This window comes from Rhodococcus sp. NPDC003322, assembly GCF_053589555.1.
Map to the genome: position 1 here is coordinate 126,269 of NZ_JBSFSC010000001.1, position 14,540 is coordinate 140,808.

15 protein-coding genes are annotated in these 14,540 nt (G+C 69.2%); 4 read left to right on the forward strand and 11 right to left on the reverse strand.

The features are described from left to right. Nucleotides 1–169 precede the first annotated feature (169 nt). Both ACWDUM_RS00605 and guaB read right to left on the reverse strand, forming a co-directional pair. A complete protein-coding gene (locus ACWDUM_RS00605) occupies nucleotides 170–1,306 on the reverse strand; it encodes a GuaB3 family IMP dehydrogenase-related protein (protein WP_450132490.1) in 1,137 nt (378 codons plus the stop codon). 53 nt (nucleotides 1,307–1,359) lie between these two features. Then, a complete protein-coding gene (gene guaB, locus ACWDUM_RS00610; protein ID WP_450113434.1) occupies nucleotides 1,360–2,883 on the reverse strand; it encodes an IMP dehydrogenase in 1,524 nt (507 codons plus the stop codon). A gap of 254 nt (nucleotides 2,884–3,137) precedes the next feature. Between guaB and ACWDUM_RS00615 the strand changes: the two genes are divergently transcribed. Then, nucleotides 3,138–3,542: a DUF5319 domain-containing protein gene (locus ACWDUM_RS00615; RefSeq protein ID WP_450113433.1), complete on the forward strand. Its 405-nt coding sequence runs from the start codon at nucleotides 3,138–3,140 to the stop codon at nucleotides 3,540–3,542. Between the two features lie 128 nt (nucleotides 3,543–3,670). Here ACWDUM_RS00615 and ACWDUM_RS00620 read toward each other — a convergent pair whose 3' ends face one another. The 3 genes from ACWDUM_RS00620 to ACWDUM_RS00630 form a co-directional block, all read right to left on the reverse strand. Next, nucleotides 3,671–4,711, reverse strand: a complete 1,041-nt coding sequence (locus ACWDUM_RS00620; RefSeq protein ID WP_450132491.1) for an anti-sigma-D factor RsdA — start codon at nucleotides 4,709–4,711, stop codon at nucleotides 3,671–3,673. Next, on the reverse strand, nucleotides 4,704–5,282 hold the full coding sequence (locus tag ACWDUM_RS00625; protein ID WP_450113431.1) for a sigma-70 family RNA polymerase sigma factor: 579 nt from the start codon (nucleotides 5,280–5,282) through the stop codon (nucleotides 4,704–4,706). Before ACWDUM_RS00625 ends, ACWDUM_RS00620 begins: the two co-directional genes overlap by 8 nt. A 90-nt stretch (nucleotides 5,283–5,372) precedes the next feature. Further along, on the reverse strand, nucleotides 5,373–6,191 hold the full coding sequence (locus ACWDUM_RS00630; protein WP_450132492.1) for a hypothetical protein: 819 nt from the start codon (nucleotides 6,189–6,191) through the stop codon (nucleotides 5,373–5,375). 550 nt (nucleotides 6,192–6,741) lie between these two features. Between ACWDUM_RS00630 and ACWDUM_RS00635 the strand changes: the two genes are divergently transcribed. Next, nucleotides 6,742–7,035, forward strand: a complete 294-nt coding sequence (locus tag ACWDUM_RS00635; RefSeq protein WP_450113429.1) for a WhiB family transcriptional regulator — start codon at nucleotides 6,742–6,744, stop codon at nucleotides 7,033–7,035. Between the two features lie 72 nt (nucleotides 7,036–7,107). On the opposite strand, the gene groL is transcribed toward ACWDUM_RS00635, so the two are convergent. Together groL and groES are read right to left on the reverse strand one after the other, a co-directional pair. Next, nucleotides 7,108–8,724 carry a chaperonin GroEL gene (gene groL / locus ACWDUM_RS00640; RefSeq protein ID WP_450132493.1) on the reverse strand — a complete coding sequence of 539 codons (1,617 nt, stop codon included), beginning with the start codon at nucleotides 8,722–8,724 and terminating at the stop codon, nucleotides 7,108–7,110. 108 nt (nucleotides 8,725–8,832) lie between these two features. Continuing rightward, the gene (gene groES, locus ACWDUM_RS00645; protein WP_007535256.1) at nucleotides 8,833–9,135 is read right to left on the reverse strand and encodes a co-chaperone GroES; all 303 of its coding nucleotides are present in this window, start codon (nucleotides 9,133–9,135) and stop codon (nucleotides 8,833–8,835) included. A gap of 242 nt (nucleotides 9,136–9,377) precedes the next feature. On the opposite strand from groES, the gene ACWDUM_RS00650 reads away from it, so the two are divergent. Beyond that, a complete protein-coding gene (locus ACWDUM_RS00650) occupies nucleotides 9,378–11,096 on the forward strand; it encodes a TIGR03767 family metallophosphoesterase (RefSeq protein WP_450132494.1) in 1,719 nt (572 codons plus the stop codon). A 71-nt stretch (nucleotides 11,097–11,167) separates the two neighbouring features. Further along, nucleotides 11,168–11,611, forward strand: coding sequence for an RrF2 family transcriptional regulator (locus ACWDUM_RS00655; protein WP_450132495.1), 444 nt, complete (start codon nucleotides 11,168–11,170; stop codon nucleotides 11,609–11,611). A gap of 160 nt (nucleotides 11,612–11,771) precedes the next feature. Here ACWDUM_RS00655 and ACWDUM_RS00660 read toward each other — a convergent pair whose 3' ends face one another. The 4 genes from ACWDUM_RS00660 to tsaB are packed head-to-tail and all read right to left on the reverse strand — an operon-like array spanning nucleotide 11,772 to nucleotide 14,530. Further along, a complete protein-coding gene (locus ACWDUM_RS00660) occupies nucleotides 11,772–12,356 on the reverse strand; it encodes a potassium channel family protein (protein WP_450132496.1) in 585 nt (194 codons plus the stop codon). After that, nucleotides 12,346–13,398 carry a tRNA (adenosine(37)-N6)-threonylcarbamoyltransferase complex transferase subunit TsaD gene (gene tsaD / locus ACWDUM_RS00665; RefSeq protein ID WP_450113424.1) on the reverse strand — a complete coding sequence of 351 codons (1,053 nt, stop codon included), beginning with the start codon at nucleotides 13,396–13,398 and terminating at the stop codon, nucleotides 12,346–12,348. Before tsaD ends, ACWDUM_RS00660 begins: the two co-directional genes overlap by 11 nt. Further along, nucleotides 13,395–13,883 (reverse strand): ribosomal protein S18-alanine N-acetyltransferase, encoded by a 489-nt coding sequence (gene rimI, locus ACWDUM_RS00670; protein WP_450132497.1) that lies wholly within the window; start codon nucleotides 13,881–13,883, stop codon nucleotides 13,395–13,397. The genes tsaD and rimI overlap by 4 nt, the downstream gene beginning before the upstream one ends. After that, nucleotides 13,880–14,530, reverse strand: a complete 651-nt coding sequence (gene tsaB / locus ACWDUM_RS00675; RefSeq protein ID WP_450132498.1) for a tRNA (adenosine(37)-N6)-threonylcarbamoyltransferase complex dimerization subunit type 1 TsaB — start codon at nucleotides 14,528–14,530, stop codon at nucleotides 13,880–13,882. Before tsaB ends, rimI begins: the two co-directional genes overlap by 4 nt. Between the last annotated feature and the right edge of the window lie 10 nt (nucleotides 14,531–14,540).

The window sequence follows — 14,540 nt, forward strand, 5'->3', positions numbered from 1 at the left end:
CTCCACCGTGGATCTGGGTTGGTTACTCGCCAGTATGCACCCGAGATCTGTGACCGATCACACAAGGGTGACCTAAGCGTAACGGCAGGTAGCACAAACCCGCGGCGGACCGGCCCGGACACGACAACGCCCGACCCGGGGAACCGGATCGGGCGTTGTCGTGAAGGAGTCAGGCGCGGACGGTGAGGCCCACCTTCTGGAACTCCTTGAGGTCGGAGTAGCCGGACTTCGCCATCGAGCGACGCAGGCCACCGACCAGGTTCAGCGAACCGTACGGGTCGTCGGACGGGCCGGTCAGCACCTGGTCGAGGCTCGGCCGGTCACCGAAGGCCACAGGCAGCAGCGCACCGCGCGGCATCGACGGATGTGCGGCCGCGGACGGCCAGTACCAGCCACCGCCCGGCGCCTCCGCGGACGCCGCCAGCGGCGCACCGAGCACCGCGGCGTCGGCGCCGCAGGCGATCGCCTTCGCCAGGTCGCCGGAGGTGGCGATGTCGCCGTCGGCGATGACGTGCACGTAGCGTCCGCCGGTCTCGTCGAGGTAGTCGCGGCGAGCCGCCGCGGCGTCGGCGATCGCGGTGGCCATCGGCACCCCGATGCCGAGGACCTCACCGGTGGTGGTGGCGCCCTCGGTGGAGCCGTAGCCGACGATGACGCCCGCGGCACCGGTGCGCATCAGGTGCAGCGCGGTGCGGTGATCGCTCACGCCGCCCGCGACGACCGGAACGTCCAGCTCCGAGATGAACGTCTTCAGGTTCAGCGGCTCGGCCCCGTTGGCGACGTGCTCGGCGGAGATGATCGTGCCGTGGATGACCAGCAGGTCGATGCCCGCCTTGATCAGCTCCGGGGTCAGCGCGCGGGCGTTCTGCGGGCTCACCCGAACCGCCGTGGTCACGCCGGACTCCCGCACCTGCGCGACCGCGGCGGCCAGCAGGTTCGACTGAATCGGCGCCGCGTGCAGCTCCTGCAGCTTCTTGATCGGCGCATCCGGGTCGGCGTCCGACTCGGCCAGGTGCACCAGCTCGGCGATCTTGGCGTCGACATCGGCGTGCCGGCCCCACAGTCCCTCACCGTTGATCACGCCGAGTCCGCCACGCTTGCCGAGCTCGATCGCGAACGACGGCGAGACCAACGCGTCCGTCGGATGCGCGAGCACCGGGATGTCGAACCGGTAGGCGTCGAGCTGCCAGGTCGTCGACACCTCCTTCGACGACCGGGTCCGGCGGGAGGGGACGATGTCGATGTCGTCCAACTCGTAGGTGCGACGGGCGGTTCGGCCCATACCGATCTCAACGAGGTCGCGCACGCGCGCCCCTTTCTTCGATGTGTAGTTGGGTGTGTGGCTAGCGGGCGGCAGTCTTACCGGGCTGCATAGTTCGGGGCCTCGACCGTCATCGTGATGTCGTGCGGGTGGCTCTCCTTGAGCCCGGCCGCGGTGATCTGCACGAACTGCGCTTCCTGCAGGTGTTCGATGGACGCCGAGCCGGTGTAGCCCATCGCGGCCCGCAGGCCACCGGTGAGCTGGTGGATGACCGAGCCGAGCGGCCCGCGGAACGGAACGCGGCCCTCGATGCCCTCCGGCACCAGCTTGTCCTCGGACAGCACGTCGTCCTGGAAGTAGCGGTCCTTCGAGTAGGACTTGCCCTGTCCGCGACTCTGCATCGCGCCGAGGGAACCCATGCCTCGGTAGCTCTTGAACTGCTTGCCGCCGACGAGAACCATCTCTCCGGGCGACTCGGCGGTACCGGCGAGCAGGGAGCCGAGCATCGCCGTGGAGGCGCCTGCCGCGAGGGCCTTGGCGATGTCGCCGGAGAACTGCAGACCACCGTCCGCGATGACCGGCACGCCGAGAGGCTTGCAGGCCGCGACGGCCTCGAGGATCGCGGTGATCTGCGGGGCGCCGACGCCGGCGATAACACGAGTGGTGCAGATCGAGCCGGGTCCGACCCCGACCTTGACGGCGTCGACGCCGGCCTCGACGAGAGCCTGCGCGCCGCCCCGGGTGGCGACGTTGCCGCCGATGATCTGTACCCGATCGCCGACCTCGGCCTTGATCTTGGCGATCATGCCGAGAACACCGTTGGAGTGGCCGTGTGCGCTGTCGACGACCAGCACGTCGACCCCGGCATCGGTCAGTGCCATCGCACGGGCCCACGCGTCGTCACCGACACCGACGGCCGCACCGACCAGCAACCGGCCGTCGCGGTCCTTGGTGGCGTTGGGGTGCTGCTCGGTCTTGACGAAGTCCTTGACCGTGATGAGGCCGGTGAGCTTGCCCTGACCGTCGACGATCGGGAGCTTCTCGATCTTGTGGCGGCGCAGCAGGCCGAGCGCGGCCTCCGCGGTGACGCCCTCCTGCGCGGTGATCAGCGGCGCCTTGGTCATCACCTCGGACACGGGCCGGTTCTGGTCCACCTCGAACCGCATGTCCCGGTTGGTGATGATGCCGACCAGCTGGCCCTGCTCGTCGGTGACCGGCAGGCCGGAGATCCGGAAGCGTGCGCACATGGCGTCGACGTCGGCGAGAGTGTCGGTGGGCTTGCAGGTGACCGGGTCGGTGACCATCCCTGCCTCGGAACGCTTCACCGTCTCCACCTGTGCCGCCTGCGCCTCGGTCGACAGGTTGCGGTGCAACACGCCCATACCGCCGGCGCGGGCCATGGCGATCGCCATCCGCGCCTCGGTCACGGTGTCCATCGCCGAACTGACCAGCGGCACGTTCAGCCGGATCTCGCGGGTCAACTGGCTGGAGGTGTCCACCTGGCTCGGGATGACGTCCGATGCCGCCGGCAGCAGCAGTACGTCGTCGAAGGTGAGTCCGAGCATCGCCACCTTGTCGGGGCGATCTCCGCCGGTGCGCACGTGCCCTCCGGAATTTGTCATGCGGCTTTCGAACCTTTCCTTCGAACGTCGGTTGCGCTGGACCGTTCGGGCGCAGTCGCGCCGGGTGGAAAACCCACTACGCGCGCCCTGGCGAGTACCGATGCGTCGCAATTGCTAGGACTGAAACAATGCTCGATCCCCGGCGATGTATTCCCTCAGACCGCTCACCATGGTATCGGCTGCGCGTATGGGCGAGCGAACCTGGTGACTGTGACGGGTGGCGCAGACGGCCTCGCGCTGCGTACCGTGGACCTGTGCGTGATCAACTGCCCCCCGGTCTGCCGCCGGATCCGTTCGCCGGTGACCCCTCCGACCCCTCCGCCGCATTGGATGCGATCGAGCCGGGACAGCCCCTCGACCCCCACGAGCGGCTCGCCGTGGAAGAGGACCTCGCCGATCTCGCCGTCTACGAGGCGCTGCTCGCGCACCGCGGGATCCGCGGTCTCGTCGTCTGCTGTGACGACTGCCAGCAGGACCACTACCACGACTGGGACATGCTGCGCGCGAACCTGCTCCAGCTGCTCGTCGACGGCACGGTCCGCCCTCACGAGCCGGCTTACGACCCGGTTCCCGAGGCGTACGTGACCTGGGACTACTGCCGCGGCTACGCGGACGCGTCCATGAACGAGGCTCTGCACGGCGACAGCTTCGACGCCTGACCCGACCAACGACAACGGCCCGACAAGTTGCACTTGTCGGGCCGTTTCGTTTTTCCAGCACGGTGTTTTGTTCGAGCACAGTGATTGTTCGGGCTCGGCGCCGTTCGAGGCTTCCGCCGGCGCGGCCACTACCCGCCGCTGGGCGAGGTGTCCGGGACCAGGAGCTGACGCGTCTCGGTCAGCGGCTTCGACGTCGGGAAGAGCCGTGTGGTCGTCGCCGAGCCGGTCTCGACCGGGGTCGGAATCTCCGGTGTCGGCGACGGGACGGTCGTGACAGGTGGATTCGGCGTCGTCACCTCCACCGGCGGCGGAGTGGTCACCGGCACCTGCGTGGGTGGCACGATCGGCGCGATCAGGATCTCCGGCGGAACCGACGGCTGACTCGTCGTCTCGCTGCCCGGCAGCGTCGTCAGAGGCGGCGCCGGCAGCACGGTCGTCGGGATCTGGCCGCTCTGGCCACCTGTTGTCGTCGTGGTCGGAGCCGGGGTCGTGGCATTGGTCACGTCGGTCATCAGGCGGTCGTGCCAGGCGTTGAGCTCGTCGCGCTTCGCGGAGTCGTTGACGTCACCGACCCGCTTGCTCGCGGACTGCAGCACCGTCATCGCACCCTGGGCGTCGCCGGACTTGATCATCCGTTCCGCCTCTTCGAGGGTGTTCGCGGTGTCGATGCTCGCGACCGTCGAGTTGGCCCGCTCGGTGAACACGACTTCCTTGACCCGCCACAGCGGGTCACCGGGCTGAGCGTTGTAGGAGAACACGGTCGCACCGGCCATCACGACGGCGATTGCAGCCGCTGCGCCCGCGACCGGGCGCAGCAGGCGCAGTCCGCCGCGCTGTGGGGACTGCCGACGACTCAGTTCGCGGTCGACCGCGGCGGCGGCCTCGTCGAGAGTCGGACCGGCAGGCAGATCGGGGCCGACGATCTCGGCCCGCCAGCCGGCGAGGAGCGACGCGAGGCGGTACTCCTCCTCGGTGCTGGTCGCGACCTCGCCGCCACCGGCGAGCGCGTCGAGCAGGGCGTCGTCGCGCTGCACGGCGGCCAGGTCGAAGGGCTCGTCGCCGCGCACCTCATCAGCCAACGGATCGCCCTGGGGCAGGGTGAGATCGGCATCGGACGCATCATGACGCCGCGACCACTTGTCGTGACCGCGCTTGCTCCCCCTAGCCATACATCTCACCTGCTTTCGCTACTTCGGTCTTCAACTTCGCGAGCGCCCGGTGCTGGGCGACCCGTACTGCTCCGGCCGTACTTCCGACGGCCGCTGCCGTCTCCTCCGCGGACAGACCCACTACCAGTCGGAGGATGACGATCTCTCGGTGCTTCTCGGACAGCGTGCCGAGCAGCGCATTGACCTGCCTGCTTGTTTCGGAGTCCAGGGCGAGCTTCTCCGGACCCTCGTCCGAGGAGACGACGTCCGGCACCTCGGCCATCGACTCTGCGCGGTTGCGGCCGGCGTTTCGGTGCGCGTCCGCCACCTTGTGTGCGGCGATCCCGTACACGAACGCCATGAACGGGCGACCCTGATCCCGATACCGCGGCAGAGCGGTCATCACAGCCAGGCACACCTCCTGCGCCACGTCGTCCGCGGACAGGTGCCCCCGTTCCGCGGCTCCGACCCGTGATCGGCAGTACCGCACGACCATGGGTCGGACAACTTCCAGAACCCGAGCCAAGGCAACTCGATCGCCCTGCGCTGCGGCAGCGACTGCTGAGTCCAACTCCTCGCTCGTACTACTCATCGACAGTCTTTGTCCTGGCGTTACAGTGGCGCCCGTGTGACCGGACGGCCCCACCGATCGGTGGGACGTTTGAAGGATAGCGACCGACCCTCACGATTCCCTGAATCGCCCGCCTGCGCTGACGATTCGTGATTCGCAGCGCCGCCGGATCTCGTCGGCCTCCGGGCCTGGGGCCACTCCCCCGAGCAGCATCGAGGCCGCCCACTGCAGCGGGACCAGCCCGTGTTCCTCGCAGCGCGCCAGCACCCGGCGCGCGGGGTCCGCTGCCGCGGCCGGATCTGCCCCGGCGCTGATCGCGGCGGCGAGCAGGAGTTCGGACTTGACCTGGTGCCGCACCGACGGCGAGGCGCCGGCCAGTTCCACCGCCGTTCCGGCGTGCCGGCGACCACGCGCGGAATCCCCCGCCGCGAGGGACATCTCGGCCGTCACCCAGTGCAGCCGGATCCGCTGCCGCCACAGCCGCGACTCCCCGCCCGGGAGCCCGGCACCGTCGATCAGCTCTGCGCACCGATCGAGCAACCGGAACCCGAGCGCCAACCGGCCGCAGCCGAGCGCATCGGCGGCCAGGCCCGTCAGCGCATCACAGCGGGCCTCGATGGCCGCCGCGGAGCGATCGTCGCCCGCCAGGACGAGAGCCCGGCCGTCGGATCCGGACGCGATCCGATGCCACCCGAGCTGACGCAGCAGGGACGCCTCGGTGCTCGCGGCCAGGGACGCGAGCACGGCACCCGGACGTTCGCGCCGCAGCGCCGCGAGTTCGGCGCGGGCACCCGCGTAGCGCCCCTGCCCGCCCAGTGCCACGGCCCGCAACCAGCGGTCGTGCGCCGAGCGCGCCTCGGGAAGCGCTGGGTGGCCCGGCGTCGGACCGAACGCGTGGTCGGTGAGGGACTCGGCTGTCGTCACTGGCACGGGCGCAAGCGTAGGGCGCGCCCGACGGGCGGGTGAGCCGCAGCCCGCGGTTGGGGTCCGGACCGGGCCCGTCACGAAACGTTACCGACGAGTTTGTCGAGAGTTTCGATCACATTAAGATTTCGACTTGCAAAAGTATTGAACTCTTTCGCCGGCAGGCTTTGCCGATAACGACCGCGCCCACACCGGCCCCCTGCACGGGCGATCCACCGGAACGCCATCACCTGCACGATCCCGCCCGGACCCGCCGCGACCGGCGTAAATAGCGCGTACAGCCCGTCCCGATGACGTCGATGGACACTGACCAGGACATTCGCTCGACACCCGGACAAACAATCACGAAATTGTGTCGATGTCGATGAACGGATCGTTAATTCTCGCCGCAAGGGGTATGTAAATCACCACGTATTGAAACTGTTGACTCGATTTCCGGGCCGACTATAACGTTACCGTTGAAATTGATCGTGTGCGCGAGTGAACGACCTTCACCGCGGTGCAGGAAACGCGAAACGAGCGCTGTGTGCCCGAGCCGCCGACGTCAGGAGATGGAATGCCACAACCAAATCACCTCCCCGGCCCGAATGCCGACATCTGGGACTGGCAGATGCACGGACTCTGCCGCGGCGTCGACTCCGCGATGTTCTTCCACCCCGACGGCGAGCGTGGTCGCGCCCGAGCACAGCGCGAAATGCGGGCGAAGGAGATGTGCCGACAGTGCCCGGTGCTCGCCCAGTGCCGGAACCACGCACTGAGTGTGTGCGAGCCCTACGGCATCTGGGGCGGGATGTCCGAGGCCGAGCGCGAGGCACACACCCGGCGCTACCGGCAGCGGATCGCCTCCTGATCCGGCGCCACCGACACACGAAAGAGCCCCGGACGGGCACTCCCGTCCGGGGCTCTTCGCGTCAGGTGAGACCTAGTGGCTGTGCCCGTGGCCGTGGCCGGCGTCCTCGACCTCGGCCGGCTTCTCGACGACAGCCGACTCGGTGGTGAGCACCATCCGCGCGACGGACGCCGCGTTGACGACCGCGGACCGGGTCACCTTGACCGGATCGACGACACCGTCGGCGAGCAGGTCACCGTAGGTCAGGGTCGCGGCGTTGAAGCCGTGGCCCTTGGGCGCCTCCGCCACCTTGCTGACCACGACGGCCCCGTCGAGGCCGGCGTTGGTGGCGATCCAGAACAGCGGTGCCTCGATCGCGGTGCGGACGACCTCGACACCGGTGGCCTCGTCGCCGGAGAGCGACGCCGCGAGGTCCACGAGGACCTGACCGGCCTGCACGATCGCGGAACCACCGCCGGGGACGATGCCCTCCTCGACCGCGGCCTTGGCGGCGTTGACGGCATCCTCGACGCGGAACTTGCGCTCCTTGAGGTCGGTCTCGGTGGCCGCGCCGACCTTGATGACCGCGACGCCGCCGGCGAGCTTCGCGAGGCGCTCCTCGAGCTTCTCGCGGTCCCAGTCGGAGTCGGTGTTCTCGATCTCGCGGCGGAGCTGCCCGACCCGGGTGTCGATGTCAGCCTGGGTGCCTGCGCCCTCGACGATGGTGGTCTCGTCCTTGGTGACGACGACACGACGCGCCGAGCCGAGCAGATCGAGGCCCGCCTCCTTCAGCGACAGGCCGACATCGGTGTTGATGACGGTGCCCGCGGTGACGACCGCGAGGTCGTCGAGGAACGCCTTGCGGCGGTCACCGAAGTACGGCGCCTTGACGGCGACGGCCTTGATGGTCTTGCGGATCGAGTTCACCACGAGGGTGGAGAGGGCCTCGCCCTCGATGTCCTCGGCGATGATCAGGACCGGCTTGCCGGACTCGGCGATCTTCTCGAGCAGCGGCAGGAAGTCCGGCAGGGAGCTGATCTTGTCGCGGTAGAGCAGCACCAGCGCGTCCTCGAGCACGGCCTGCTGCGCGTCGATGTCGGTGATGAAGTACGGCGACAGGAAGCCCTTGTCGAACTGGACTCCCTCGGTGACCACGAGCTCGGTCTGCAGGGTGGAGGACTCCTCGACCGTGACGACACCGTCGGTGCCGACGCGGGTCATGGCCTCGCCGACCAGTCCGCCGATCTCCTCGTCGCGGGAGGAGACGGTGGCGACCTGCGCGATGGCCTCCTTGCCCTCGACCGGGGTGGCCGCGGCGAGCAGAGCCTCGGAAACGGCGTCGGCGGCCTTGGCGATGCCGGCGCCGAGGGAGATCGGGTTCGCACCGGCGGCGACGTTCTTGAGGCCGGCCTTGACGAGGGCCTGCGCGAGCACGGTGGCGGTGGTGGTGCCGTCACCGGCGACGTCGTTGGTCTTCGTCGCGACGGACTTGACCAGCTGCGCGCCGAGGTTCTCGAAGGGATCCTCGAGCTCGATCTCGCGGGCGATGGAGACACCGTCGTTGGTGACGGTCGGACCGCCGAACGCCTTGGCCAGCACGACGTGCCGACCGCGGGGGCCGAGGGTCACCTTGACCGCGTCCGCGAGCTGGTCGACGCCGCGCTCGAGCGCGCGCCGCGCGGTCTCGTTGAATTCGATCTGCTTGGACATAAGTGCTGTTACTCCTGGGAAGGTCGGCGAGCCGTACCGGTGGAAACTGTTCCGTAACGCGGTCCGCCCCGGGTCCGTGGACGGGACGCCGGGGCGGAGGCACGTGGCTTACTTGGAGATGACAGCCAGCACGTCGCGTGCCGACAGGATCAGGTACTCCTGGCCGGCGTACTTGATCTCGGTTCCGCCGTACTTGCTGTAGATGACGGTGTCGCCCTCCTGGACGTCGAGCGGGATGCGCTTCTCGCCGTCTTCGTCCCAGCGGCCGGGGCCGACGGCGACAACGGTGCCCTCCTGGGGCTTTTCCTTCGCCGTGTCGGGGATGACCAGGCCAGAAGCCGTGGTCGTTTCGGCCTCGTTGGCCTGGACGAGGATCTTGTCCTCGAGCGGCTTGATGTTCACGCTCGCCACGATGAGCCCTCCACTTTCGGGGTTTTCGGCGCCCAGGGCTGCTCCCCGGGCAAGTCGGTTGTACTGCACGAATACGGCGCCCCACCTGGTCCCGTCGTCGCGGGTGCCGGAACCAGGTCGATGCCACCTAGCACTCTATACATGCGAGTGCCAGCGCTCAAGACATCGGACTGCTCGCGTCACCCGATTCGCCGCGGGCGAAATCGGAGGAGGTGAACGACCGGTGTCCTACAGTCGGCACCGTGGCAAACCTGAACAGACGTGGATTTCTCGGATTGGCCGGACTGGGCGCAGCGGGCGCACTGGGGGTGGGAGCGTTCGGACGAGCCCCCTGGGGCACCTGGTACGCCGCGGCCGACACCCTGCCCGGCACCACCCTCGAGACGGTCGCCACCCCCCTCGGCACGACCGGCTACCGCTCGCTGACCGCGGGCCCGGGCTGGCCGATGATCGTGCGCGGCGAGCTCGCCGAGCCGAGGTCCGGCCGGGAGGACCGCCGCACCGCGCTGGCCTCACTGGTGCAGCTGACCGATGTCCACATCGTCGATGCCCAGTCCCCGCTGCGGTTCGAATACGTGCACCCGTTCAACGGGTCGGCGTTCCGGCCGCAGGAGACGCTGACGACCCAGGGCCTGGTCTCGCTGGTCTCGCGGGTCAACGCGCTGGGCAAGGGTCCGCACACCCGCCGCGGCTTCGACGCGGTGGTGAGCACCGGCGACAACACCGACAACAAGGAACACGCCGAGCTCGGCTGGTTCCTCACCGCTCTCAACGGCGGCACCTTCGTTCCCAACACCGGCGCGAAGGACCGCTACGAGGGTGTGCAGAATTCGGGTGCGGAGCTGTACTGGAACCCGGAGTCCCCCCTCCGCGACATGTACAAGCAGGCCGGCTTCCCGCAGATCCCCGGACTGCTCGGCGCGGCACTCGCCCCGGTCACCAGTCCTGGCCTGAAGACGCCCTGGTACAGCGTGTTCGGCAACCACGACGACTCGGTGCAGGGCACCCTGCCGAGCGGCATCGGCCCCCTCGACGCGATGTACACCGGCTCCCTCAAGTTCGAGGTCCCCGGTTCACCGGAGCAGGCCCGCGCCGTCGACATCGCCACGAAGTTCGACCCCGCCGGGGTACCGGCGGCACTGGCCGCGATCACGACCCCGCCACGGCACGTCACCCCGGATCCGTCCCGCGCCCCGTTCACCCCGCGGGAGTACATCGCCGCCCACCTCGACCCGGCGAACACCGGACCCGGCCCGGTCGGACACGGCTTCGCCCCGGACGCCGGCGAGACCGGTATCGGCTACTACTCGTTCGAGATCGCCCCCGGCGTGGTCGGCATCAGCCTGGACTCGACCAACCGGGCGGGCTTCACCGACGGCTCGCTGGGCGAAGCCCAGTTCCGGTGGATCGAACGAACCCTGCAGGACGGCAGCAGCCGCTACCACGACGCCGACGGCCGTCCGGTCACACAGTCCCGCGACGACACCTGGTTCCTGGTGTTCAGCCACCACACCAGCGATTCGATGGGAAATCTGCTGCCCGATCCGGAGAACCCGGGTGAGCGCAGGCACAGCGGCGCCGAACTGGTGGATCTGCTGCACCGATTCCCGAACGTGCTCGCCTGGGTCAACGGCCACACGCACGAGAACCGCATCACCGCGCGGCCGGGTGCGACACCGGTGCAGGGATTCTGGGAGATCAACACCGCCTCGCACATCGACTTCCCGCAGCACGCGCGGATCATCGAGGTGGCCGACAACGCGGACGGCACGATATCGCTGCTGACCACGCTGATCGAGGCCGACAGCCCGTACGAGGCTCGCCACGGCGACTTCTCCCCCGCCGGCCTGGCATCGCTGTACCGGGAGCTCTCGTTCAACGACATCCACGCGGATGCCGCCGCGCTCGGCAGCGCGGGCGACCACAACACGGAGCTGCTCCTGCCCTCACCTCGCGCGTGACGAATACCGGATGGCCAGTATGCTTCCACCGTATGTTGCACGTGAAATGCAAGTGACGTAGCGTCCCTGACGTGCAGCTGACCAAGTTCACGGATCTCGGGCTGCGCGTGATGATGCGCCTGGCCGTCGCCCCCGGCGGCGGTGGACTGACCACGAGTCAGGTGGCGGACGAGATGTCGATTCCCTACACCCACACCACCAAGGTTGTGTTGCGGCTCAAGGAACTCGGCATGGTCGAAGCCCGCCGCGGTCGGGGCGGCGGGCTCTCCATCACCGAACGCGCCCGCGGAACCTCCGTCGGCTGGCTGACCCGTCAACTCGAGGGTGACGACGAGGTCGTCACCTGCGACGGCACCACCCCGTGCCCGCTGCGGCACGGTTGCAAGCTGCGCAACGCCCTGCGCCGGGCGCAGGACGCGTTCTACGACGCACTGGACACCATCACGATCGACGACCTCGTTCGCGAGCCCGACGCCCGGGTCCTACTCAACCTGTCCACACGACCGGCCAGATAGGGCATGTCTTCCAATCCCTCCCGGATGCACCCGGCGAAACAATCGTCGTCCGGCAAGGCGGAGGAGAAGCCGATACCGGGGTTGTATCGGCGCCGACGACAACGCAGCAGGGCGTCGATTGGGCGCCGGGGGCGCCGAAACGGGGATTGGGAGACATGCCCTAACCGTCACGACGCCGCCGGCCGGCCCGCACCGCGGCGGTGATCACCCGCACCCCGGCCGCGAGCAGCACCAGGTTCCCGACGATCTGCACCGACACCACGGCCCGCGCGGTCTCGGTCTCCGCGACGATGTCCCCGAAGCCGACGGTGGAGAAGCAGACGAGGGTGAAGTACAGCGCGTCGATCCTCGACAGCGCTTCGTTGAAGCTGTCGACCGCCGACTGCGACATCAGGTGATAGGCCGTCGCGTAGACGAGCAGGTAGGTCGGCACCGAGATGGCGAGCGCCTCGAGCGACTGCAAACCCGGATACCGCGCGGTGACGATTCGCCGGATCTGCCAGACGAACACCCCGAGAACCACAAGCAGGCACAGCAGCAGGCCGCCCAGCGCCGACATGGTCGACAGGTCGTTCAGTGGCACCAGGAAGTACACGACGACCAACAGCACCGCGCTGATCACCGGCCGCAGGACCGCGCGCCGGATCAGCGTGCGCCGCGTCGCCTTGGGCAGGGACGCAAGCCCGTCCGGCGCCGGGACGTCGCGGCCCCAGGCGGGGTCCTCTCGGTCCCCGTCAGTGGACATCGCCCCGGTCCGACGACTGGCTGACGGTGACGGACAGGCCCGGGTCGGTGGCGACGGTCAGCGGCGAGGGGGTCGCTCCCCCGGCGATGACGTGGGCACCCAATGCGGCGATCATCACGCCATTGTCCGTGCACAGCCGTGGTTTCGGGATGCGAAGCGTCAAACCGGCCGCGGCGCACCGCTCCTGCGCCAGGGAACGGATCCTCGAGTTGGCGGTCGCGCCGCCGCCGAGGACGAGGGTGTCGACCCCGACGTCCGTGGCCGCTCGCACCGCCTTCATGGTCAGCACGTCGGCGACGGCCTCCTGGAACGACGCCGCCACGTCCGGGATCGGAACGGGCTCGCCGGCCCGTTCCTTGGACTCGACGTAGCGGGCCACCGCCGTCTTGAGTCCGGAGAACGAGAAGTCGTGCCGGGCGTCGCGCGGACCTGTCATGCCACGGGGGAACGCGATCGCCTTGGGGTCTCCGTCCTGCGCGGCGGCATCGAGAGCGGGCCCGCCCGGGAAGCCGAGACCGAGCAGACGGGCGACCTTGTCGAACGCCTCCCCTGCCGCGTCGTCGACGGTGGTGCCAAGTTCCTCGATCGGCCGAGCGAGGTCACGCACGTGCAGCAGGTGGGTGTGACCACCGGAGACCAGCAGCGCCACGCACGGCGGCATCGGCCCGTGCTCGAGGGTGTCGACGGCGACGTGCCCACCCAGATGGTTGAGCGCGTAGAACGGCACGTCCCACGCGGCCGCGTAGGCCTTCGCCGCGGCGGCGCCGACGAGCAGGGCCCCGGCCAGCCCGGGGCCGATGGTGACGGCCAGCGCGTCGGGCTTGGCGATCCCGGCCTGCGCCAGTGCGCGTCGCATCGTCGGGACGATCGCCTCGAGGTGCGCCCGCGAGGCGACTTCCGGGACCACGCCGCCGTAGCGGGCGTGCTGATCCACACTCGACGCGACCTCGTCGGCGAGCAGCTCGCAGGTGCCGTCCTCGCGCCAGCGGACGATGCCGACTCCTGTTTCGTCACAGGAGCTCTCGATACCCATCACGATCACGACTGCGGCTCCTCCGACTGTGTCGACCGCCCCGGCCGGCGCATCGTGTATGCGTCGGCCCCGCTGGGCTGATAGTAGTTTCGGCGGGTTCCCACGATCTCGAACCCTTCCCGCCGGTAGAGGGTGATCGCCGCGTCGTTGTCGGTGCGCACCTCGAGGAAGACCGGACCGCCGAACCCGTCGGCGAGACGCAGGAGTTCGTCCAGGAGCAGTGAGCCGAGCCCGCGGCGGCGGTGCGCCGGATCCACACCGATCGTGTGGACCTCGAACTCCGAGTCGGTCACGGTGCCCAGCAACGCGATTCCCGCGTAGCCGACGACTGCACCGGCCTCGTCCCGCACCACGAAGTAGTGGTTGTGCGGGTGCGCGAGTTCGGACCGGAACGCGGCAGCACTCCACGGACCGTCCCCGGCGAAGAGCAGGGTTTCGAGTTCGGCGCAGCGCTCCGCGTCGGCAGGCCGCATCTCGGTGAGCGCGTAGCTCATTTCTTGCGATCCGCCATCTCGACCGCATCGGGGCGCCGAAGATACAGCGGCACAAGCGGTTCCGGGTTCACACCGCCGAGGATCGCGGGCGCCGCCACGGCGACCAGTCCGGCGGGCGAGGGCGTCTGCACGTCCACCACCGGCAGGTCGAACAGGTCCGCGTGCACGGCCGACCCCGCCACCACCACCGACGGCTGCGGCTCGACGTCGGCGGGCTTGTTCACTGCGGGGCCTTCGACTCGCCGGCCCTCGGAGTAGCGCGCCCAGTACACCTCACGACGCCGGGCGTCGGTGACCACCAAGAGATCTCGCCGGTCCGCGGCGACCGCATCGGCCGCGACGGCATCGAGGCTGCACACCCCGTGCACCGGGACGCCCAGCGCATCGCCGAAGGCGGCGGCGGTCGCCATGCCGACTCGTAGGCCGGTGAACGGGCCGGGCCCGACACCGACGACGACGGCGTCGAGGTCGGCCGGGACATGACCGGACTCGGTCAGGCACTCGAGGATGTGCGGGGTCAGCACCTCCGCGTGGGCGCGGGCATTGACGGTGATGCGGTGGGCCAGGGTGCGCGGGGAAGCGCCGTCGAGGCGGACCACCCCCGCGGTCACGGCCGGGGTGGCGGTATCGACAGCGAGAACGAGCACGGCTATCGAG